Consider the following 22,814-nt stretch of genomic DNA (forward strand, 5'->3'; position numbering starts at 1 on the left):
AAGGAGTAGTTTATGGAAACCATTGGACATTTGATCAACGGTGAAATCCGCGCCGACAGCGAAAACACGCAAGCGATCTTTAACCCGTCCACGGGGTCGGTTGAAAAGCGCGTCGTGCTTGGCGGTGTCGCGAGTGTCGAAGATGCCGTTGCAGCAGCAAAAGCGGCGTACCCTGTATGGCGCGCCACCCCCCCGATTCGTCGTGCAAGGGTCATGCAAGAATTCAAGCGACTCCTTGAAGCGAATGCAGACACCATTTGTCGTCTGATTGGCGAAGAGCACGGCAAGATAAAACACGATGCAATGGGGGAATTGCAACGTGGAATCGAAAATGTCGAATACGCCTGCGGCGTGCCAGAACTGCTCAAAGGCGAACACAGCCGAAATGTGGGGCCTAACATCGATTCTTGGAGTGAGTTCCAGCCGCTTGGTGTGGTTGCAGGGATCACCCCATTTAACTTTCCCGTGATGGTACCGCTTTGGATGTATCCCTTAGCGATTGCCTGCGGCAACTGCTTTATTTTGAAACCCTCTGAACGCGTGCCGGGTTCTACCTTGTTCGTTGCACAATTGCTGCAAGAAGCGGGGTTGCCACCGGGTGTGTTCAATGTCGTGAATGGGGATCGGGACGTGGTTGATCAATTGATCGCCCACAAAGGAATAAGCGCAATCAGCTTTGTTGGCTCAACACCCGTAGCAGAAGCCATTTACACCAAAGCGAGTGCGCTCGGTAAGCGGTGCCAAGCGCTGGGTGGCGCGAAAAACCACGCCATTGTCATGCCCGATGCCGACATGGATAACGCCGTGAACCAGCTTCTCGGTGCCGCGTTTGGTTCATCAGGAGAGCGTTGTATGGCGCTGTCTGTGGCGGTGGCGGTGGGCGACGCTGCCGCAGACATGCTGGTGAGCAAGCTCTCAGCCGCGATGGAAGATCTGAAAGTGGGCGCGTTTGAAGATGAAAGCAATGACTTCGGGCCTGTCATCACCGAAGCGCACAAAGAGCGCATTCTCGGCTTGATTACCAGTGCCGAAGACGACGGTGCAGACGTGGTGGTTGATGGTCGTCAGCCCTATGTGGATGGGTATCCGTTTGGCTTCTTCGTTGGTGCGACACTGATAGACCGCGTAACCACGAACATGGAAAGCTATCGACAAGAGATCTTTGGCCCTGTGCTGCAAGTGGTGCGTGCGAACAGCATGGAGGAAGCTATGCAAATCATCAACGAACATGAGTACGGCAACGGCACCTGTATTTTCACCCGTGACGGTGAAGCAGCGCGTTATTTCTCTGATCACATTGAAGTGGGCATGGTTGGCATCAATGTGCCATTGCCAGTTCCCGTGGCGTATCACAGCTTCGGCGGGTGGAAACGTTCCTTCTTCGGTGACCTGAGTGCCTATGGCCCAGACGGTGTGCGCTTCTATACGCGCAGGAAAACCATCACCCAGCGTTGGCCTTCGATGAACGTGCGAGAAGGGGTCACGTTCTCGATGCCAACAATGAAATAGTAGATAGCTCGCACAAAACAGTAATTCGTTTCACTATTTGGGGTATCCGGAGCGCCTACGCGCTCCGGTTTACCGACCATTTAGCCTATAATGCGTGGATTGAAATTGGTCTCACAGGTCATAGGATGACGGAACAAAAAAGGGAAAAAGGATCATCGATTCTTCGTGTATTAGAAATCGTTGAAGCGGTTTCTCGTGCCGAGCGTCCACCCAGTCCCGCAGAACTCGCCATTGAGCTAGACATACCTAAGCCGAGCATTCACCGCTTACTCCAGCAGTTAGAACGCGATGGATTTTTGCAAACCAACATGCGCGGCCAACTTGTGCCCGGATCGCGTTTGCACGATGTTGCCATGGGCGTGCTTCATGGCACTCGCTTTAAAGCGAACCGCCAAGCCATTTTGCAGCACCTCTCCGATCACGTGGGTGAAACTTGTGGAATCTCCATTCCCAATGGGAAAGACATGATTTACTACGATCGCGTGCAAGCCAATTGGCCTCTTCAAATCAGTTTACCGGTTGGCAGTAATACCCCCGTGTGGTGCACCGCCAGTGGAAAGTTGTATCTCAGTTCTTTGCCGGTTCGTCGTCGCCAACGTTTGATCAATGACCTCAACCTCGCGCCGCTCACGAGAAACACCATCGTTGATCCCGCGAAGCTTGAGAAAGATCTAAAGCAGATAGAGAAAAACGGCTTAGGCGTCGATAACGAAGAGTTTGTGGATGGCATGGTTGCGGTCGCGGTACCCATTAAAAATTGCGATGGTGGCTTAGTGGCCTGTTTGTTCACGCACGCGCCTGTTATTCGTAAATCTCTCGATGACCTGCTGCAATGTGAACCTCAGCTCCGAGAAGCCGCGGCCAAGCTAGAAGACTTAATGAACCAAGGCATGTAGCCAAGCGCTATTGCTCAAACAAGCGCATGACGGGCCACCGCATGCGCTTTTGGTCTGTTTGTGGCTATCGGGGCGGGAATATATTTCACTCATTTTAAATGCCTTCCGTGTTAATAACTAAATGTGTTGATCGATATATTAATAGTGAGTGTCAACCTGTTATTTGTTACGAGATGAGTTTCATTGCGACAATTTACAAACTTGGTATTAAAGTGTCTCACAAATGGTAATAAATAATAACTAGTCAAGGCATTGCTAAATGGATGTCATTTTTTAATTATTAACGCGAGCAAGATCGATGTTAAGAAATTGTTGCAACTAATTATCTCTACTACGCTATTTAAACCCAATAAAGGAGGTGGTTTGAAATGCGTAAATTATTACCAATTTTGTCACTCGCGGCAGCGACCTTTTCATTCTCTACTTTTGCCGCGCTTGGCAATCATCCCGTGGTGCTTGTTCATGGTTTACAACCTGGGCAACTGGCCTCTCAACCCAATGCTGACGGCGTTAGTGCCGATGGAGAAGCATACTGGGAAGAGTTCTGGTTAACCCGTGCGGATGAACGAATTGATTGGCCTTCACAGGAACGGATTGCCGGTAAAATATCCAGTGATTATATTTGGCCTAAATTAAAACAACTCTCTCAAAATAATACTTGCGCGAACGGTTGTATATTTGTCACGCACTCAACAGGCGACTTGGTTACACGTTATATTTTAGATAACCAAGAAAACTGGCTTTTAAACGAAGGCTTACAGCCTTTAAATATTATCTCAACGTTTGATTTTGCTGGTGCAGGTGGCGGATCTGAATTAGCAGATATGGCTGTTAATGTTGCAGAAGGTGGCGGTGTTTTAAACGCAACGTTAAGGTTTGCCCTTTCTTTGTGGATGGGGGAAATACCAAACAGTGAAAATACCGGCGTATTAAACGACCTCAAAGTGTCTAATGCTCGTCAAATTGCGCCATTCCCTGATGCACGTGTACCTCGTGTACGTTTTGTGGGGGATGACAGCGAATACTTTGGTGTGACCTCGCCATTCTTACCAGGGCATGATGATGGCGTAGTCTCAGCTCATTCATCGTGTGGTGCGAGCACTGCTGGAGATTTCAACAGCTGTTCTCGTTCTGTGGCCTTTGATGGCAAGGTCGCCAACCAATCTCGCGGTGTGTCGAGCTTTATGCCGCAGCACTACCCAATGTTGATGGGCGACGGATACGGACACGGTGAACTGATTGGCAATAGCCACCAAGGCAAAGTGACCGCCGCCGATAATTCTGTTTCGCTTGGCAACGGACAAACCGTGTCGGTTAACACGTCAGACTCTTGGTCTTGGTGGAACTGGGCGACATTCCGTTACGTCGATGGCTCACAAAACGCCACTATGTCAGAGCTGGTTTCAGATCTGCTGTGAGTGTCTGTGATTAAATGACATCCGAGAACGGAGAGTAACGGCAGGAAGCAGAGGCTTCCTGTCTTTCCGCGCTTTTTACCCCTTTAGGTTTTTGCACATACAGGCGAGATGCGATGGATAGAAAAGTGTTGCCCGTGTTGGTTTGCGCATGCGTGCTGGCAGGCTTTACCACAGCAGTGTATTGGACAGACGACGCGCCAAATGTGGCAAAAGAGACGCCTGTCGATAATGTACCGGCAGCGGCATCTTCGCAAAGTGAGCCGCTTTTTTCTGCGGCAGTGCCAAAGAAGGTGGAAGCGCCGCGCATCGTGAAACCCACGCCTATGCCTGAAGAGGAAAAGAGGGTGGACATGCCTCAAGCCATAACGGCTCAACTTTCCCAGATCGCCCACACCTTCGAGCAAGAACTACATTATCCAAGCTATTCTCAGCCGATTGCTAATGCGAGTAGCCCATATCTCAGGCCCAATGCTTTCAGTGAAGTGGAAATGCCGATCCTCGGCGGTAACCATTCTGCCAGTATCGTGTTGGAGCAATATCGATTCTTCTATCCAGCCCCAGTGCCATTCAAAGTGCGCAGTTCGTTGCCCGTGCAATCGCTCCGTTACGAGGTGATTGATATCGACTCAAAAGAGGTGCTGGCAACGGGACAAAGCGACAGCAACCAAGCGCAAATTAAAGGCGAGAGTGATTGGCCACAACAAGTACGTTTAAAGGTGATGGCCTCGTTTTCAAGCAAAGGGCAATCCAGCGGCGGTGAAGAAATACTCACCACAGACTTTGGTTATCAAAATCCTGTAGCAAAAGTCGTCGGGCATCAACCCGCCTATGCCGATGGCGCAGATTGGGTGATCCCTGTGGATATTGATGCGACCGAGAAAGGGGTTTACCGATTACGCGCAAACCTGTTCAAAGAAGACGGCTCACCCGTTGCTGTGCTCACGCAGAAAACCCGTTTAGGGGAAGGGGATGGCGAGATCATTCTCAAGGTACATAAGTCGGTGTTGAACAGCGGCAAAGAAACCTACCAGCTTAAAAATATTCAGTTAGAGCGCATGTCTGGCAGACCTGGTGAAAAGGCGAGTTACGGCATGAGTGATTTACCGGTTCTGGATCTGGGCGAGCTAAATAACGATGCGCTATCCAGCGACCCTTATCAGCCTTCAGAACAAGAACGCCAGAAGCTTGAGTTTCTCAAGCAATTGGCGGGAGAAGCATAAGCTTCTCTAGTCTCTAGTCTCTAGTCTCTGCTTCTTCCTGCTCTTCCCCCATTGACCCGTCTAAAGGTGACGGGTTGATAATGCGTTCACACCTTGAGTGACGTTACTCAAGGTCTTGAACAACAGGAAGGAGCACATGCCCATGACACATTCACTTTCTCATGCAGATATCGCCTTCGTTGCAAGCGTCGAAGATGGCACCTTTCCCGTCGAGGATTTCAACCATCGTGCCCATGTGCGTTTGGCGTACGCTTATCTGGTTGATAACAATGCTGATATCTCGAACAGCTTGGTGAAAAATGCGTTGGTCAGCCTTTTGCGATTTAACAATATTGAACCTTACGCGAAATATCATGAAACGCTGACCAGAGCGTGGTTGCTGGCGGTGCATCATTTCATGCAACACACTGATCCCTGTGACAACGCAGATGCCTTTATTGATCAGAATCCACCGTTATTGGACAGTCAAATCATGATGACGCATTACACCAAGGCGCGTTTGTTTTCTGATGAAGCACGCCATGCTTTCCTCGAACCTGATCTCGACGCGATCCCTGACTATGTGTAGGGCGCGAAGGTGAAAGGAGTGGCTGTGTGAAAGGAATGGTCACGCGCGACGTCAGCTGTCGCTAAGCAGAATGCGCGCGCATTGTGTTTGGGTAATGGTGAAGCAGTGCGCCAATGACATGCAGCGCAAGCATGCTGATTAGCGTTACCGCCATGATGGTGTGCGCGTAGGAAGCCAGCCCTGCGAGATAAAAATCAGGCTCGCGACTCAGCCACAGCAGTGCATTTAAGTTGTCGGGTAAATGGTTGATGAGGTAGACACTGAAAAACGCGATGCCATAGGGCAGGGCGACCAAATACCCCGTGATGGGCAGGGTAAACATCAGCACATAAAACCCCATGTGGACAGCGCGTGATAGCCAGAAAACCCATGAAGGTACATCGTGCGATTTTCTCGGTGCGCCAGTCATCATTCGCATGGCAAGGCGCACGAGCACCAGTGGAATGATTAACAAACCCATGGATTCATGGCTTTCTCGAATGATCCATTTGTAGCTCACGGTATCTGGCAAATAGGGAACAAGAAATCCCGTTAACAGCATGAAAAAAAAGAGTGCTGCCATAACCCAATGGATGATGGTGGTGGCGCGTGAATAGCCAGACATCGTGAATGCATGCATTGCGTTGTGCACCTTATCAATCGAGAGTGTTTGAGTAGAAAAGAGACCGACGCGAACGATGAAAGATTGCAGCGTCTTGGAGGCGGTGCGACAAGGTAAGAAGAGAAAGAACAAGCGCGGCTCATCCTTTCTCTACCTGACGATGTTTTTTCTAGGCCGCTACTGAAAACCCAGGCTCTTTAACTGCGCATCCACATCGTTTCTCGCTTCACTGATAAGACGTTCATCTTGGCTGTCCAAGGCGCTTGTGAAGTGAAGGATCAGTTGTTCTACAAGGTAACGTTCTTCTGCGAGCTTTTCTTCATACAAACGATTGAGCTTTTCTGACAACGCAATGTTGGGGAGCTTTTCACGCGGGTGAACCTTCAATTTTGCCAAGCGTTCACGGCTCGCGGCTTTGTCGTCATCACTCATGCCGATAGGCGTACGATCGATGATTTTCTGCGTGGTTTGCTTGTTTGAAACCACGGTAACGTCCACTTCCAGCAAGCCATTAATGTCGTAGCTAAAGCGCACGTCGATGGCTTCGTCGCCCGCATGGTTTTCAGGTACTGCTACCTCAAACTCATTGATGAAGATGTTTTCACGCACCCAAAAACGCTCACCTTGGTAGACCGCGATGCGCACAGCATCTTGCTTGTCGCTGGTGGTATAAAAGCGCTCCACCCGCGATGTCGGAATCACAGTGTTGCGCTCAATGATTGGGCTGAACACACCGGATTGACCGTTGCGGCTTGATGCGATGCCCAAGCTAAAAGGCGACACATCCGTCAGCACGATTTCTTCTACGGCTTCATCACGTAAACGGCACGCTGCTTGTGTCGCAGCGCCCATCGCAACGACCAGGTCAGGGTCGAGCGTGATTTTTCCGAATCGGCCAATCAAACGCGTGGCAAGTTGTTGAACATGGCGTAAGCGGGTTGCACCTCCCACGAAAATCAGTTCATCAATGTCGCTAGGGCTGATGCGCGCATCGCTCAGTGCTTGGCGTAATGGCTGAGACAAACGCAGCAGGGAATCTTTCCAAATCTCATCAAGCTGATGTTGAGTGAGGGAAATTGTCCTCGCGAAAGGTTCAGGAAGCGAAATAACAAAATCTGCATCGTTGGATTTCTTTGCTTGCTCACAGGCATTGAAAACTTTGGCAATGTCAGCCAGCGTCAAATCACCGCCGTCAGACGTCACTTTTTCAATGACATGATCAGCCAGTTTTTGCGTGAAGTCTTCGCCGCCAAGACGGTTATCTCCCGCAGAGGCGCGTACATCCACAAAGCCATCTTGATGTTCCACCACGGTGACATCAAACGTACCGCCGCCCAAATCGAACACAAGGAAACGACGCTCATGGGATTCGTGAAGGCTATAAGCAAGGCACGCGGCCGTTGGTTCATTGATAAGGCGAACCGCAATCAAATCCGCGAGTTCAGCGGCAAGATGCACTTGTTTGCGCTGCTGGTCGCTGAAATAGGCGGGAACAGAAATCACTACTTCGCTGATGGTCTCACCGAGAAAGGCTTCCGCATCCGCTTTTAGCGAGCCAAGGATCAGTGAACAGAGCTCGGTTGGGGTGTAGCGGTTTTCACCCAGCTCGAAGGTTTTGTTGGTGCCCATGTAGCGTTTGAACGCCGCCACGGTTTCCGCTGGGCGCGTGATCAAGCGAGAATGCGCAGCATCACCCACCAACACCTGTCCATTGTCATCAATGCTCACGACGGAAGGGGTGAGGTATTTGCCTAACGCGTTAGGAATGAGCTCGGCTTCTCCTTGCCGCCAGACAGCAATGGCACTGTTCGTTGTGCCTAAATCAATGCCGATGGCCAGTGTGTCTTTTTTGGTCATCTTTTTACGTCCACTGTAAATCTTCTCAGTTCGAGAGAATATCAGTTGAGACTCACCGACGAAATGCCCTATTTCAAGACTTCAGATCCAGACAAAGAAATGCATGAAAGCAACACATTGCGTTGCCGCAGAAGGCCTGATTTTCAGTGAAACATGGAGGGATTCTCTCGTGCATTCTTTTGCGAAATAGGGCGCGATTTTTTAGAGATATAAATAGAAGTGTAAAATATAGCGACAGTTATGACTCTTATATGAATCATTTGTATTGATAATATTTTTCGCGCCTTTAAAAAAGTGATCTTATCGTCAACGCTCATTCTATTACTACGTAATTATTTTGATGGCTTGCTTCGCTGAATTCGACGTGTTTGGCGGTGGGATATTAACGTAAATTGGATTTCTTCAGGAACCCATAAATGGATGATGTTAGTAAAGTAAAAAGAGACATATTCTTTCTGTCTATCAAAGAATCGTTTATCAGTACGGTTCCCTATTTGGTACTTTCTTCAATCATCGTATTGATTAATCAGTTTTTTATTCTAACTGGGCTTAAGCTTTACATTGTTGATAGTGAATTATTAACGACCATCATGGTGTACATGACTGAGTTTTTTCCACTCATGTTAATGACATCAATTGCATATCATTTTTCAAAGCGTAACAACATCAACAATATATTTATCATTACGTTGTCGTTTTCGATATTCATTACTGTTGAGTCAATCATTCACTCTACCAGTGGACGTTGGTTACTTCACGATGCTGGGGTGTCGTTTTTTGTTCTTGTTATTCCGATCTTTTCTGTCGTGCTTTTTAACTTCATTCCGAAATTTGAAAGCAAAATGTCACTCTCCAATGCGCAATTGTCGAATGTGTTTTACCACCTGAAATCGTTCATCTTGATCTATTTCCTCTCTCTCGTCATGTACTTGGCATTGTTATGGATCATTGATGTATGTACGAGTCTCATCGACTTCCAACTGGATTTAGATCTCTTTACTCAGATGCTATTGAGAACGGGACTGTCTCAATTACTTTGGTTTGTCGGCTTGCACGGGCCGAATACGCTGTCGATCATTATTCCTAATGCTCACTTAGATGCGATATTTATCAATAACATATCCTACAAAGCTTTCTACGATATCTTTGTGGTATATGGTGGCTCGGGATCGGGGTTGTCATTGATTTTAGCGGCGTTTATCTATTCGAAAGACAAGCACATTTCGAAAGTCGCTAGGCTGTCTTTTCCTTTCGCTATTTTCAATATCAATGAAATCTTGATCTATGGTTTGCCTGTCGTTCTAAACCGCTATCTCTTCTTGCCGTTTATTCTTGTGCCCATCTTCAATGTGCTTATCGCTTATTTGTATGTCGACTTTTTCGGTATCACTGTCGCGACCAATGGTATCCCGTGGGTGACGCCTGTGTTCGTCAATGCATTCATGGCAACTGGCGGTGATTTAGGGGCAATACTGTTGCAATTTGTGTTGCTTCTTGCTGGTGTTTTTATCTATTCGCCTTTCGTAAAGAAATACTCACTGACGCAGTCTTCCTCAAATCATTTAGAACGGTTAAAGAACAACCTTGAAATGATCGAGCTGTTAGAGGCGAATGAAGGGGTGAAATCCAACCAAGCTGAGTCGAGAATAATAAAATCAAATCAAGAAGTTGAGAAAATAGTGAATTACATCAGTGCGAAGAAACTGATGGTTCACTACCAGCCCAAAGTGGATGTGGATAAACAGCGTTGTTCTTCGTTTGAAGCCCTACTGCGTATTAAGAGAGACGATGGAACGATATCTGGCCCTTTCTTTTTAGAGTCTCTCGAATTGGCTGGGCTCGCGAGCATTATCGACCTATGGGTCTGCCGAGAGGTACGCCGGCATTTTCATGTATGGCGGCTCAGTGCATTCTCGCCCAAAATCGCGGTCAATATTCATCCCGATACACTGATTGATAACAATGCGATTGGCCAGATCATCGAAGAGTTGAAAGGTATGAACGTGGAGTTTGAGATCATCGAGCGGGATTCAATCAAAGATCCAAGATCGCTCTCGAACATTCTAAGGCTGCATGACAATGGTTTTGGTATCTCCATTGATGACTTTGGCGTGGGATATTGCTCGTTTGAAGCCATCACATTCCTGCCAGTTGATACGGTTAAAATCGACAAATCTTTGATCGATGTAATTGATGGCGAGAAGGGGTTCTATATCTGCAAGAACATTTTGGAACTGTGCAATGACCTAGGTATGGACTGCGTTGCGGAAGGCGTTGAAACAGAAATTCAATACCTTAAATTGAAGCAGATGGGCTTTAAATACATTCAGGGGTATTACTTTGCTAAGGCCATGTCGTTCAAACAAATACAGGTTTTTGAACCAAAATTCCGCCGATATGACGTCTATGAAGAGGTCAAAGAAAGCCTCATTTAAACAGTGATATCGTTAAAAAAGAGGCGCTTCCTGAGCGCCTCTTTTTTGATTTTCATGTTTGTCGTGATTATCCAAACAGATAAATCCCCAACAATACCCATGCCGCGATTGCCACGGTTTCGATCACCACCATGAGGATAGGTTCATAGCCGATGGTGAAGAGCTTCTTGACCGAGGTTTTGATGCCCAATGCCGCTACCGCAGAGACTAAGCACCAAGACGACAAGCCGGACAAGGCGTCTGTGACCGCGATAGGCAAAATATGCGCGCTGTTAATCGCGACACAAATACAAAAGCCGACCACGAAGAAGGGCAGTAACGGAATGTCTGATTTGCCGCCTGTTTGCTCTGGGTGGCTGCGAAAATACAACGAAATGATAAGGATGACGGGAACAAGCAGAGCGACACGAAGCAGCTTGGTGATGGTGGCAAATTCACCGGCTTGTGGGGAGATGGAATACCCTGCGCCAACCACCTGTGCGACGTCATGGATCGTGCCGCCGATAAAGATACCTGCAAGGCGATCATCAAAACCCAGTACGTTAACGAAAATAGGATAAATCACCATGGCGATGGTACTGAATGCCGTGACCGCGATGACGGTAAACAGGGTATTTCGTTCACTGTATTGGTGCTTAGGAAGCACGGCTGAAATGGCGAGTGCAGCGGAAGCGCCACAAATGGCCACTGAACCGCCTGTTAACACGCCAAATTGAATACGTCGTCCCAGTATCTTGGCGACGAGCATGCCGATGCCGATTGTCAGTGCGATCCCGCATGCGACCCAGATGAGTATTTCCCACCCGAGTGATGTCATTTCTTCCATGGTAATGCGAAGGCCAAGTAATGCGACCCCAAAACGGAGCACTTTCTTGGCAGCAAACTCAACACCGGGCTGGCATTTAGCGTCGTTCGCGAGAAAGTGAAAGGCGATGCCCAATAAAAGGGCAAACAGCATTTGTGGTGCGCCATAGTGCGCAGCGAGAAACGTCGCGGCAGCCGCGACAGTCACGGAAAGGAGAAGGCCAGGGGCAAGGGCGCCAGTGTTCTGTCGCATTGATTGCCAGCTAGGAAGACGTTGTTGGAGTTGTGGCAGCATGAATAACGCTCCATGTTATTGGTTATTTTTGATTTTTATTGGCATGGGCTAAATCGGTTAGCTCATCCATCGTCGCGTTTGTAAGCTGCAAACCTTCTTTCAAAACACGTTCGCGTCGAACAATGCGTTTTTCGCCGGGGAGACGTACCCCTTGTTGTTCACACATCGCGATAAAGAGTTGTTCAAGGCGTTCAGCAAAATGTGGGCCAGATAGACTTGGGTCGATGGCAATCACCGAATGACCAATGGCCGGTGCGTCGCCGTCGGTTGAGAAAAACGACGACGCTTCAAACGCATAGTTTGCGCCCGTTAATGTTGCTGAAAGGATTTCAACCATGAGCGCCAAGGAAGCACCTTTTGCGTCACCAATCGGCAGCATTGAGCCTTTTACCGCTTCCTCTGGATCTGTTGTGGGCACACCTTTGTCGTTAATGGCCCAATCCTCTGGAATCAAATCGCCTTGTTTTCGCGCAAGCAGCACTTTTCCACGCGCAACTTTACTCAAGCTCATGTCTATCACGAGCGGCGGTGCATTTTCACGTGGTACAGAAAATGCGATGGGGTTGGTTCCAAAAACAGGCTTGTAGCCACCCCAAGGGGCGATAGCTTGCGGGCTATTGGAAAAGATCAGGGCAATGCAGCCTTGATTAGCGATGCGCTCTGCATGAAACCCTGCTTGGCCGAAATGATGAGAGCGGTACACAGTGGCGAGCGCAATACCTTGTGCTTTTGCCATTGCGGGTAACAGACTCACCAATTTATCCATGGCCGGAAAAGCGAACCCTAACTCGGCATTGATGTGGCACACGCTGGGTTTAGGAATGTCGATTCTGGGTGTGGCATCCCCAACAATTTTTCCGCATTTCACCTGATCGATGTAGGCAGCAAGGCGCGACAAACCATGGGCAGGTTGGCCATCTATTTCTGCTTGGATCAGGGCGTTGGCGACGGAGGAGGCGTTTACGTGAGAAACACCGTGTTGCTCAAGAGATGAAATTACGAGGTTTTTGGCGTGGCTTGGGTCAACCGTTATCGTCATGACTACATCCTTTGTCCTGTCGCTATTGCGGTGTTCGTGCTTGGGTATATGGGGTTGTCACGCTGAGTCTGGCGCTCTGAGAAAAGCCTGCGCTCAACGCGGAGAAAGAGACGCCGAGTTTCCTCGGCGTAAATCTTGTTCCAAGACCTCTCGGCGAACGCTTGATGCGTCTGGCGACAAGCATCGCCGATAGGCTTGGACCCCCTGTTTCTATACGCTTCAGTCGCGTCGAGTAACTGCAGCACTTGGCGCTGCTTAGGCGGATAGAAACAGTGTTGGTTCTAGTGTTTATGCACTGCGGTATAGCTTAGTCAGTACGAATTCACGGTGACCAAGAGATTCCGCTGCCGTGTAACGGCCGTTTGCTGTGCGAAGTGTCATGTCGATCAGCGCATCACCCGCTGAATCCATGTTCAATTCGCGAGCAAGAATGCCCGATACGTCGACATCGATGTGCTCGCCCATGGTACGCACGGTACGCGGGTTAGCCGTGATCTTGATAACAGGCACAATCGGGTTACCGATAACGTTACCTTGACCCGTAGGGAAGAGGTGAACGGCGAAGCCTGCTGCGGCTTGCAACGTCACACACTCTGCCGCGGCAGAAGAGGTGTCCATGAAGTACAGACCTGGACCTGCTGCTGGGCGCTCAGCTGGCGTCAACACGTCAACAAACTGCGTGTGCTTACCAATTTTCTGGTAGTTACCAAACGCTTTCTCTTCGATGGTGGTCAAGCCGCCCAAGATGTTGCCTTTGGTAGGCTGGCTGTCAGACAAGTCAGAGGTTTTATGTGGTTCGATAACCTCGTCCATGTAGGCTTGCCATGTGTTCAAGAACTTCTCACCAATCTCTGGAGAAACAGCGCGTGTTGCACAGATTTGCTCTGCACCTGTTAGCTCTGATGTTTCACCAAAACACAGTGTTGCGCCTTGTGCTGACAGCTTGTCACAGAGGTTACCCACGGTTGGGTTAGCAGCTAGGCCAGATGTGGTATCAGACTCACCACACTTCATTGAAATCCATAGCTCGCTCACATCGCACTCTTCACGTGTGATTTCACTGGCTGCTTGTACGTACTCTTTTGCAACGCGAGAGGCCGATGCAATGGTGTTGATGTCGCCGTTTTGCTCGATAGCAAAACCTTGAACAGGCTTACCTGATGCAGCGATACCTTCAACAACGCGCGCTGTCCACTCAGGTTCAATACCGATAACAACCACAGACGCCACGTTCGGGTTACAACCCGTACCAATCAAGGTGCGGAAGTGAAGCTCGAGATCTTCACCAAACTGAAGGCGACCGTATGGGTGAGGAATAGCCAGTGTGCCTTTAATGTTGTTAGCAACGGCTTCACATGCCGCGTTCGACAAGTCATCCAATGGCAAAATGATCACATGGTTACGTACACCAACACGGCCATTCTCGCGGCGATATCCCATAAATTTATAGTTGCTCATGGCTTACCACCTCTTCGTTTTAACGTTTTGAACGTGAACATGTCCGCCTTTGGCGATGTCCGCGATTGCTTTACCGATGTCGTTGTCGTATTTCAGGATGGTGTCGCCATCCTTAATATCGTTGAGTGCAACCTTGTGGCCCAGTGGGATTGCATCAAGTGCAAGAACTTCGATGGTTGAATCCGTGTCCATCACCCATCCAACAAGCGTTTGGCCAGCTTCTAAGCCCTCAACCACAATCACGCCGACGGAGTCGGTCGAATCGTGGACGAGAAAATCTGGTTTTTGCATTTTCATCTCCTTTTGAATAAAACGATCTTTCTTTTCTTGGGTTTACTTTTCGGGCCGCAGCACGACTTTGGCAGCGGCTATACGTCCGTTAAGTAAGTCGTCAAAAGCAACCGCTCCGTCACTGAGCGGGCGCTCTTGAATCCAGTCCAGCGCGCCTAACGCGCCGTTATGCATGGCTTCCACGGTGGCGTGGAAATCTTGCATGGTGTAGGTGTAGCTTCCTGTGAAGGTCACTTCTTGTAGCGTGAATTTGCGTACATCGAGGCCTTCAATGCTGTCTTGCAAGCCCACATGAACAATCACACCGCCAGGTTTGACGGCGTCTGATGCGCCCATACGGGTATGTTTATTGCCCACGCAATCCACCACTAGATCGATGCTGTTACTGGCAACGAGCGGGTGAGAAAGCGGGTCGAATACGGTGCAAACGCTGGTGGCTTTTACGGTTTCACGGCGCAGTTCATTGGTCTCAGCAAGGAAAATCTGACGACAACCTTGTGCGTACAATGAAAGTGCTGCCGCAAGACCAACGGCACCGCCGCCGTAAACCAACGCTTTGCTTTCCACCAAAGGTCGGTTCGTTAAATTTGCGCCTTTAGTGACGGCATGCCAGCCCGTTGCAATGGGCTCAGCCAGTGATGCGGTTGCCATTGACATGCCTGCAGGCACGGGGACCAAATTGCGTTTTGGAATCGCTACGTATTCGGCAAATGCCCCTTGTCGTGGTGGCATGGAAATGATCTCTCGACTGCCACATTGGTTTTCAAACCCTGTACGGCAGTAGCTGCAATGACCGCAGCTCACCAGCGGGTTGATCACCACGGCTTGACCATCGAGGTCGCGATTGCCTGTGTTGTCCGCACCGCGAACAATGCCTGCGCCTTCGTGACCTAAAATCAGTGGGGCAGGGCGACGAGAGTCATGACCGAGGTAAGCATGAAGATCCGAACCACAAATGCCGACGGCGTCGATTTGCACTAAGACTTCGCCATCTCGAAGCACTGGCATTTCAGCATCTTCGATATAGGTCAGTGATCGTTCTCCGGTATACACCAGTGCTTTCATCGTGCTTTCCTTTTGGGTCTCTATTCGTTGTGTCTAACTCAATGTCTTTGCGTGATGGGGGCCAACCGCGTTATTTCGCGGTATAACCGCCATCAAGCGAGATCATTTGGCCTGTGATGTAATTCGAGGCGCGTGACGCCAAGAACACCGTCAGGCCATCAAAGTCTTCCAATTCACCATTGCGTCCAACTGCTGTCATCTTTGCGTGATGTTGCGCGAGGGCATCATCTGTGAATACGCGTTCTGTCAGCGGTGTTTGGAAAAAGCCTGGCGCGATTGCGTTGGTGGTGACACCTTGGCTTGACCATGCTTCTGCCATGGCGCGGGTTAACTGCGCCACACCGCCTTTTGATGCGCCGTAAGGAATCGAGTTAGCAAAGGCGCGGTACGATTGCAGCGAACCAATGTTGATGATTTTTCCGCGTCCTTTTTCCAGCATGCCTGGTAAACAAGCTTTGCCGAGGAAGAAGGGCACAGAGAGGTTGAGGTTGATGGTTTTGTCCCAACTCTCTATGGAAATATCTTCTGCGGGTTCGCGCAAATTCACGCCTGCTGCGTTAACCAAAATGTCCGGCGCACCGAAGTGAGACGAGGCATTTGCGATGACATCAGGCAACATTTCACGTCGTGTTAAATCCGCGACGACCACTGCAGAATCCCCACCAGACCCAGCGATTAACGCTGCGGTTTGCGACAAGGTTTCTACATGGCGACCTGCCAGTAGGACGTTTGCACCTGCTTGGGATAGGGCAAACGCCATGCGTTGTCCAATGCCTGAGCCTGCGCCCGTCACGAGTGCAACGTGTCCTGTTAGGTCAAAGAGGCGGTTTAACGTGTTGCCTGTCATTTCATCTTCCTTTTGGCTACAACGGTTGTTGGCGATTGTGTATTGGCTTATTCAGGTTTCAGGTTGAATTGCTCGTCTGGGAAATACTTCGCCAGACGTGCATCACCGGTTTTCGCATGTCCTTCCATGCCCTCAAGGCGTGAAATGCGCGCGGTGACCTGAGCAACGTCTTTACTCGCTTCAATTGATGAGCGCTGGTACGTCACCACTTTGATGAATTTGCCGACACTCAGACCACCGGTGTATTTCGCCGCTCCTTTGGTTGGCAAAATGTGGTTCGGGCCAGAGGTTTTATCGCCAAACGCCACGTTGGTTTCTTCACCGAGGAAGAGTGAACCGTAGTTACGAAGGTTCTGGAGCCACCAATCAAGGTCTTCGGCATGGACTTCCAAGTGCTCAGAGGCATAGTCGTCACTGACTTTTACTGCTTCTTCACGCGTGTCATAAATGATCACTTCGCCGTAATCACGCCATGCGGCTTCAGCAGATTTGCTGTTCAGTTCTGGTAGCTCAGCAATCAATTCAGGCAAACGCTTCATGACGGTTTCTGCGAGCTCTTCAGAATCAGTAAGCAACCATGCAGGGGTGTTAGGGCCATGCTCGGCTTGACCAAGAAGGTCGACGGCCACAAGTTCTGGATCCGCATCTTTATCTGCAATCACCATCACTTCAGAAGGACCGGCAAACATGTCGATACCTACGCGGCCATACAGTTGGCGTTTTGCTTCGGCAACGAACTGGTTACCTGGGCCAACAAGAATGTCTGCTGGGTGACCTGTGAACTGACCGAACGCCATGGCTGCAATGCCTTGCACGCCGCCGAGGTTCAAAATGGTGTCAGCGCCGCACAGTTTTAAGGTGTACAAAATCGCTGGGTGCATACCGCCTTCGCGGCCCGGAGGTGAACACGCAATCACATGATCAACACCCGCTACTTTTGCTGTAGTGACAGACATGATGGCGGATGCAATGTGTGAGTAACGGCCACCTGGTACGTAACAACCTGCGGCTTGCATCGGGATTAAACGCTGACCTGCAAATAAGCCCGGCGAGAGTTCGGTTTCGAATTCGCTCATGCTTGCAAGCTGTGCTTTTGCAAAGTCACGCACACGCTCATAGGCAAAGTGGATATCTTTTTTCAGCTGCTCAGGCACTTTGTCAGCCGCTGCGTCGATCTCCGCTTGAGAGACCACGATGTCACCGTGCCAGTTGTCGAACTTTTGCGTATAAGCGATGCAGGTTTCTTCCCCGCCAAGTTCGATTTCCTTCAGCATGTTAGAAACGATTTCACGTACATCGTCTTCACCTGTTGCTGCAGTTTTTTCAGCTTTTTTCAGATACTTAACAGCCATGTTGATTGATTCTCCGTTAAATTTTGGGCGCAACTCTCCTGACCGGCTTTTTCGGGAAAAGCCGGAGAGGCATTGGGTTGTAGAGTTAAACCTGTGTTAAGAGCCGTTCTGTCGCGTTGGGTTAATCCAGCGCCCAGAGTGATAGTTCAGGGATAAATGCCAACATTAATACGACAGTCAGCATCGATATTACGTAAGGGCCGGATCGTGCCGCTATTTTCAGGACTGAGGTCCCTGTTAATCCGGATACAACAAAGAGGTTCAAACCAAGTGGAGGCGTAATGAAACCCACACCCAGAGATGTCACCATCATGATGCAGAACTGAATGTCTGCCATGCCTATCTCACGCGCCAGCGGCAGCAGGATAGGGGACAGAATCAGAATGTTCGGCGTCGTTTCCATAAAACAGCCAGCCAGAATCAAGATGCCAATCATGATGAGTGTCAGGGCAACGTGACTGTCCGTAATGGAGGTCATGCTTTCAACAAATGCCTGCGGTACGTCTAGCGCAGCCAATGTCTGAGCGAGCGGAAGGCTGAGCGCGATGATAGGCAAAATAACGCCATTCACTTTTGCTGAGCTTTCTAACATCTTTGGAAAATCACTTACCTTCAAGGTGCCTTGGAACAAGCCGATGATGATGGTAGTGACAACAGCAATCGCTGCCGCTTCCGTTGGGGTAAAGATACCTGAGTAGATACCACCCAAGATAACGAATGGCACCATCAACGCATAGCGTGCATCAATGACCACGGAGATCCAGCGCTTGAACGAGAAACCTTGTCCTGCGTTTTCGTAACCATGAATGCGGTTCATCACGACGTTGGTCAGCATGATGGCGCCCATGACCATCAACCCAGGTACGGCAGCCGCAAGGAACAATGTGGATGCGGATATACCCAACACTAAGCCAATGATGATGTAAGCGATTGATGGCGGGATCAGGATGCCTGTACAGGCCCCTGCAGCAACCAATGCGCATGCATAAGGTTTTGGATACCCTTGTTTCACCAGTCTGTCGATGGTCATTCGACCTACAGCAGCCGCACCCGCAGCATCAGAGCCTGAGATACAAGCGAAGAAACCACAACCGAGAACCGTCGCGCTACCAAAGCCTGCTCGCGCACCGCCTACACTGGCTTCTGCAACGTCGAGCAATTTGTTTGAAAGGCCAGTTCGTACTAGCACGTCACCTGTCAGGATGAAAAGAGGGACAGCAATCAGTGCGAATGCATCTATGCCATCGAAAAGCGATTCACCGAACAAAGATAACGGTAAAACTTCTGTAATGTAGAGCAAGGCGATTGAGCCTAAGCCGAGGGAAACCCAGACGGGAACGGCGAAGCCAATCAGTACCAGCATGCCAATCACGGGGCCGTAAAATTCCCAGCCGAGGTCGACAAACGCTTCTGTTTGATAGTAATTCAGCATGACCTTCTCCTAATCGAACAACTTGTTGCCTTCGAACACGGGGGTGCCGTGTATCAGGCTGCGTGTATCGCGACGGATCGATTGAGCCAGTCGGAACAACATCAAGGAGAATCCCAGCGGCACTGCCGCCATAAACCACGCTTGGCTGATGCCTAAGCCGTGAGTCACTGAGCCGAATTTTAGCGATATTTCAATCGGGTGAATTGACCAATAGAAGGCGAATAGCGCGACGATGGTGGTCATTAAGTCACCGAAGAGGTAGACCAATGCTTTGCCGCGTTGCGGCAAGTAGTGGAGCAACACATCTATACGTATATGTGCACGTTCTTTTACTGCGGCTGATGCGCCTATCCATGCAAGATAGATGAAGGCATAGCGTGCAACTTCCTCCCCCCAAATCGAGGAGTAGCTGAAGACAAAGCGTCTGAGTACTTCCATTGCGATGGTGATAACGATGGTGCTGTAGAAAAAGAGCAGCAACCAGCGTTCACCATTTTCATCGATGTTCTTTAGTAATGCTTTCATAGCTTGCGTCCACGTGCGTTGTAAATATCGAGAGAGCGGCCTCTTGAGAATCGCCCCAAGAGGCCAAGTTACTCAGGTATTACACGTCGTGAACATAGAAACGGCTGTTACCGTTTGCAGCATCAAGCAGCTTGTTGAAGGTGTCTTTTGAACCTGCAAGTTGCAGTTTGAACTCGTCCCACTCTGGACGCTGATGACCAGCTTTGTCGATCCATTGGCGCATTTCGTCAGAATTTGGTGCGTAGAATTCAACGCCTGCGTCGCCCAGTTCTGCCATGGCATATGCACGGGCAGCAGGCACTTTCGCAAGGTTCTGAATAGAGGTCACTTCACTCGCGAACTCGATACCTTCCTGAATGTCTTTCGGCAGGCTATTGAACCACTCAAGGTTACAAGAGAACACTTGTGAATCTGGCACTGCGCGGTTGAAGGTGACCGATGAAAGCACGTCTTTAAAGCCGAACACGTTCAATGCTTCTACCGATGGGTCGAGCGCATCTGCAACGCCTTGTTTAATGGCTGATGGTGTTTCACCCCATGCCACTGGCGTTGGGTTTGCACCAAGCAGGCGGTACATTTGTTGAAGGATTTTCGAACCCGGTACGCGGAATTTCACGCCTTCAAGTTGATCTGGTGTTTTGATTGGGCCTTCAAGACCTCGGCGCACGGCAACAACACGTGGATCGATAACCACATACCACAGCGGTTTGAAGCCTTTCGCTTCAACGCGAGGGTGGATTTCTTCTTCCCATGCTTTTGACGTGACAAGGTTGATGAATTTTTGGTTTTCACCACACCAGTAAGGAATGTTGATCAAATCAACGGCTGGCGCAAAAGGAGCAAAGTTTGAAAGAGAGTGCTGCGCTGCCTGAATGGTGCCGGCTTGAACTTTCTGAGCCAGTGCGCCACCTGCACCAAGTTGACCACCGGGTGCGAGTCTCACATAAACCTGACCGCGGGTCATGTTCTGGATATTTTCTTTGAAATCAAGTTGCATGATTGGGTAACTACGGGAGGCACCAATGATGTACGCCGTGGCGATCGTCATGGTGTATTTCGCTCTTTTCTGTCGTTCTCTCTCTTCATTTACTGCAGCTTGCGCATGTGTCGAGGTCAACAAGGCTCCTGAAGCGCCTGCGACAACAGCGGCCGTGAAACCTGCTTTTTTAGCGATTTCTAGAAAACGGCGACGCTCTGCATTCTGTGGGGAGTCATCCTTATGGTGAACAGACATAAATGTACTTCCTTCCTGCGTTTTATTTACCCAATCAACGTCGAATACGTCGGCGAACGTTGGGTGCTCTTATTCTGCCGAATGCTCGCTTGCGTCCTTTTCAGCAAGTAGCATTGCGACAACGAAAGTTAATGATGCAAGGATGAGCAAGATAAACTCACCAACATCATTAACACGAATAATGGATGTATCCCCTGAGACAAGTTGGATCTTGGTGTAGACAACGTTAATCACGTAAAGAGAAAAAAACACAGCAGGTAAGATGTACCTTTTCTTAACATTTAGTTGATTGCTCATACTTGAAGCCTCACCAGTATTTAGACGGTGTGAAGACACCTTTGTTTTTATGTTTCGCTCTCATTGTAAATGGCTTGTTAAATGAAAGCGCTTACATTTCTAACCTTAGAGGAGGGTGTTTATCCCTGTCAAGTTTTTGGCGCTGTATTTTTAACACCGAGCTATAATAGAATTAACGGCAGGTTAGCTGCCCAGAAAAGAGTCAAATAAAATCAATACCATGACTAGAGAACCCACCGGAAAACGTAAGCGCTTACAAAAAAAGCCGACAGACGCACCCACTGCCGAAGATGTAGCCCAAGCTGCAGGCGTGTCTACGGCCACGGTTTCGCGGTATCTTTCTAACCCGAATTCGGTAAGTGAAAAGCGCGGGTTGCTTATTCGTTCTGCCATTGAATCATTGGGTTACATTCCTCACGGCGCCGCCCAAGCGCTGGCATCTCAACGTTCAAAAACCATTGGTGTGATAGTCCCAACTCTTGATAACGCCATCTTTGCGGAAGGGATCCAAGCCTTTCAGCGTCGCTTACAAGAAAAGGGGTACACCTTGTTCATCGCCAGTTCGGATTATTCGTTGGATGAAGAACTGGCGGAAGTGGAAAGATTGGTCAGTCGCGGGGTTGAAGGGATCATGCTAGTGGGGGCGGAACATCATCCCCATGTGTTTGATATTCTTGAGAAGAAACAGCTGCCGTATTTGTATACGTGGTCGTTCGATCCGTCTTTACCGCACCCTTGCATTGGCTTTGATAACTACCGTGCTTCCGCACGTTTAACCCAATATTTGTTGGATTTGGGCCATGAAAACTTCGCCTTAATTCCGGGTATTACGCGTACCAACGACCGTACCCGCGATAGGCTGGCTGGCTGCATTGATACCTTGATGAAAAACGGGATACATGTCCCAGATTCTCACATCATTGAGTGCCGATATGATTTGGCTGAAAGCCGACAAGCATTGAAAAAATTGATGGAGTTAACACCTTTGCCGACAGCGATTGTCTGCGGTAATGATGTTTTGGCCTATGGCGCGTTACTCGAAAGCCAAATTCATGGCATTCAAATACCCCAACAATTGTCGATTGTGGGATTTGATGACCTGGCAATGTCGTCACATATTCAACCTTCACTCACTACCATGCAGGTTCCTTCAAAAGAGATGGGGGCAAAAGCTGCAGACTATTTGGTCTCTAAGCTTGATGGAGACGTGGTGACAGACACGATTGAATTGGAAGCGAAACTGGTGGTGAGAGAAACCACGGCAACGCCGCCAGAACGCAGATAGACATCGATTAACTGACTCGCGTAAAAAAGCAGGGCAATATGAACCCTGCTTTTTTTGTTTTTGTGTTATTCGCTTTCGCTTCTCTGTGCGTTATAAGCGTGAAAACCCTGTTCGCCGCTTACCACACCCAGCTCGATTCCGTATTAGGAATGCGTTTCTGAACAGGGCTTGTGCCATCGTAATACCACACTTCCGCAAGCACATAGTATTGCGAATCCGACGAGACATAATCCAAGGTGGCTTCACCGTCTTCTACTGGCGCAGAGGTAATGCGGCTGTTGTAGTTAGCCGTGAAGGTGCCGTCGTCATTCTCCATGAATTCACCATAGAGAGAAATGTACGCAGGAGACACCGAGTAGCCGCGAATGTCGACTTCGAAGTTCTGC

Annotated in this window: 20 protein-coding genes and 1 pseudogene; 7 read left to right on the top strand and 14 right to left on the bottom strand. The window is 49.3% G+C overall.

Features of this window, described 5'->3' with window-relative positions:
* Positions 1–12 precede the first annotated feature (12 nt).
* From EQP46_RS11215 to EQP46_RS11235, 5 genes are all read left to right on the top strand, one after another.
* A complete protein-coding gene (locus EQP46_RS11215) occupies positions 13–1,509 on the top strand; it encodes a CoA-acylating methylmalonate-semialdehyde dehydrogenase (RefSeq protein WP_129493719.1) in 1,497 nt (498 codons plus the stop codon).
* A gap of 125 nt (positions 1,510–1,634) precedes the next feature.
* Positions 1,635–2,405, top strand: a complete 771-nt coding sequence (locus tag EQP46_RS11220; RefSeq protein ID WP_129493720.1) for an IclR family transcriptional regulator — start codon at positions 1,635–1,637, stop codon at positions 2,403–2,405.
* 368 nt (positions 2,406–2,773) lie between these two features.
* Complete coding sequence (locus EQP46_RS11225) at positions 2,774–3,823, top strand: hypothetical protein (protein WP_129493721.1); 1,050 nt, start codon at positions 2,774–2,776, stop codon at positions 3,821–3,823.
* 113 nt (positions 3,824–3,936) lie between these two features.
* Entirely contained in the window at positions 3,937–5,043 is a 1,107-nt protein-coding gene (locus EQP46_RS11230; RefSeq protein ID WP_129493722.1) for a hypothetical protein, read from the top strand.
* A 142-nt stretch (positions 5,044–5,185) separates the two neighbouring features.
* A complete protein-coding gene (locus tag EQP46_RS11235) occupies positions 5,186–5,611 on the top strand; it encodes a hypothetical protein (RefSeq protein ID WP_129493723.1) in 426 nt (141 codons plus the stop codon).
* Between the two features lie 61 nt (positions 5,612–5,672).
* Here the strand turns inward: EQP46_RS11235 and EQP46_RS11240 are convergent, their stop codons facing one another.
* The gene (locus tag EQP46_RS11240; protein WP_129493724.1) at positions 5,673–6,230 is read right to left on the bottom strand and encodes a cytochrome b; all 558 of its coding nucleotides are present in this window, start codon (positions 6,228–6,230) and stop codon (positions 5,673–5,675) included.
* A 159-nt stretch (positions 6,231–6,389) separates the two neighbouring features.
* Positions 6,390–8,069: an Hsp70 family protein gene (locus tag EQP46_RS11245; RefSeq protein WP_129493725.1), complete on the bottom strand. Its 1,680-nt coding sequence runs from the start codon at positions 8,067–8,069 to the stop codon at positions 6,390–6,392.
* Between the two features lie 416 nt (positions 8,070–8,485).
* Here EQP46_RS11245 and EQP46_RS11250 point away from each other — a divergent pair, with 416 nt between their 5' ends.
* Complete coding sequence (locus EQP46_RS11250; protein ID WP_129493726.1) at positions 8,486–10,504, top strand: EAL domain-containing protein; 2,019 nt, start codon at positions 8,486–8,488, stop codon at positions 10,502–10,504.
* Positions 10,505–10,571: 67 nt separating this feature from the next.
* Here the strand turns inward: EQP46_RS11250 and EQP46_RS11255 are convergent, their stop codons facing one another.
* The 11 genes from EQP46_RS11255 to EQP46_RS11305 form a co-directional block, all read right to left on the bottom strand.
* The gene (locus EQP46_RS11255; RefSeq protein WP_129493727.1) at positions 10,572–11,603 is read right to left on the bottom strand and encodes a YeiH family protein; all 1,032 of its coding nucleotides are present in this window, start codon (positions 11,601–11,603) and stop codon (positions 10,572–10,574) included.
* Between the two features lie 22 nt (positions 11,604–11,625).
* Positions 11,626–12,642, bottom strand: a complete 1,017-nt coding sequence (locus tag EQP46_RS11260; RefSeq protein WP_129493728.1) for an Ldh family oxidoreductase — start codon at positions 12,640–12,642, stop codon at positions 11,626–11,628.
* Positions 12,643–12,930: 288 nt separating this feature from the next.
* On the bottom strand, positions 12,931–14,100 hold the full coding sequence (locus tag EQP46_RS11265; RefSeq protein ID WP_129493729.1) for a UxaA family hydrolase: 1,170 nt from the start codon (positions 14,098–14,100) through the stop codon (positions 12,931–12,933).
* A gap of 3 nt (positions 14,101–14,103) precedes the next feature.
* Positions 14,104–14,391, bottom strand: coding sequence for a UxaA family hydrolase (locus EQP46_RS11270; protein ID WP_078753842.1), 288 nt, complete (start codon positions 14,389–14,391; stop codon positions 14,104–14,106).
* Positions 14,392–14,433: 42 nt separating this feature from the next.
* Complete coding sequence (locus tag EQP46_RS11275) at positions 14,434–15,456, bottom strand: alcohol dehydrogenase catalytic domain-containing protein (protein WP_129493730.1); 1,023 nt, start codon at positions 15,454–15,456, stop codon at positions 14,434–14,436.
* A gap of 70 nt (positions 15,457–15,526) precedes the next feature.
* A complete protein-coding gene (locus EQP46_RS11280) occupies positions 15,527–16,303 on the bottom strand; it encodes an SDR family NAD(P)-dependent oxidoreductase (protein WP_129493731.1) in 777 nt (258 codons plus the stop codon).
* Between the two features lie 47 nt (positions 16,304–16,350).
* Entirely contained in the window at positions 16,351–17,655 is a 1,305-nt protein-coding gene (gene hisD, locus EQP46_RS11285) for a histidinol dehydrogenase (protein WP_129493732.1), read from the bottom strand.
* A gap of 121 nt (positions 17,656–17,776) precedes the next feature.
* A complete protein-coding gene (locus EQP46_RS11290; RefSeq protein WP_129493733.1) occupies positions 17,777–19,087 on the bottom strand; it encodes a TRAP transporter large permease in 1,311 nt (436 codons plus the stop codon).
* Between the two features lie 9 nt (positions 19,088–19,096).
* Positions 19,097–19,612 carry a TRAP transporter small permease gene (locus EQP46_RS11295; protein WP_129493734.1) on the bottom strand — a complete coding sequence of 172 codons (516 nt, stop codon included), beginning with the start codon at positions 19,610–19,612 and terminating at the stop codon, positions 19,097–19,099.
* A gap of 79 nt (positions 19,613–19,691) precedes the next feature.
* The gene (locus tag EQP46_RS11300; RefSeq protein ID WP_129493735.1) at positions 19,692–20,846 is read right to left on the bottom strand and encodes a TRAP transporter substrate-binding protein; all 1,155 of its coding nucleotides are present in this window, start codon (positions 20,844–20,846) and stop codon (positions 19,692–19,694) included.
* Between the two features lie 69 nt (positions 20,847–20,915).
* Positions 20,916–21,143, bottom strand: a complete 228-nt coding sequence (locus tag EQP46_RS11305; protein ID WP_129493736.1) for a hypothetical protein — start codon at positions 21,141–21,143, stop codon at positions 20,916–20,918.
* Positions 21,144–21,363: 220 nt separating this feature from the next.
* Between EQP46_RS11305 and EQP46_RS11310 the strand changes: the two genes are divergently transcribed.
* On the top strand, positions 21,364–22,428 hold the full coding sequence (locus tag EQP46_RS11310; protein WP_129493737.1) for a LacI family DNA-binding transcriptional regulator: 1,065 nt from the start codon (positions 21,364–21,366) through the stop codon (positions 22,426–22,428).
* A gap of 118 nt (positions 22,429–22,546) precedes the next feature.
* Here the strand turns inward: EQP46_RS11310 and EQP46_RS11315 are convergent.
* Positions 22,547–22,814: pseudogene (locus EQP46_RS11315) on the bottom strand (hypothetical protein); the annotation flags it as partial.

Origin of the sequence: Enterovibrio baiacu, assembly GCF_004120195.1 — a bacterium.
GTDB classification, from domain to species: Bacteria; Pseudomonadota; Gammaproteobacteria; order Enterobacterales; family Vibrionaceae; genus Enterovibrio; species Enterovibrio baiacui.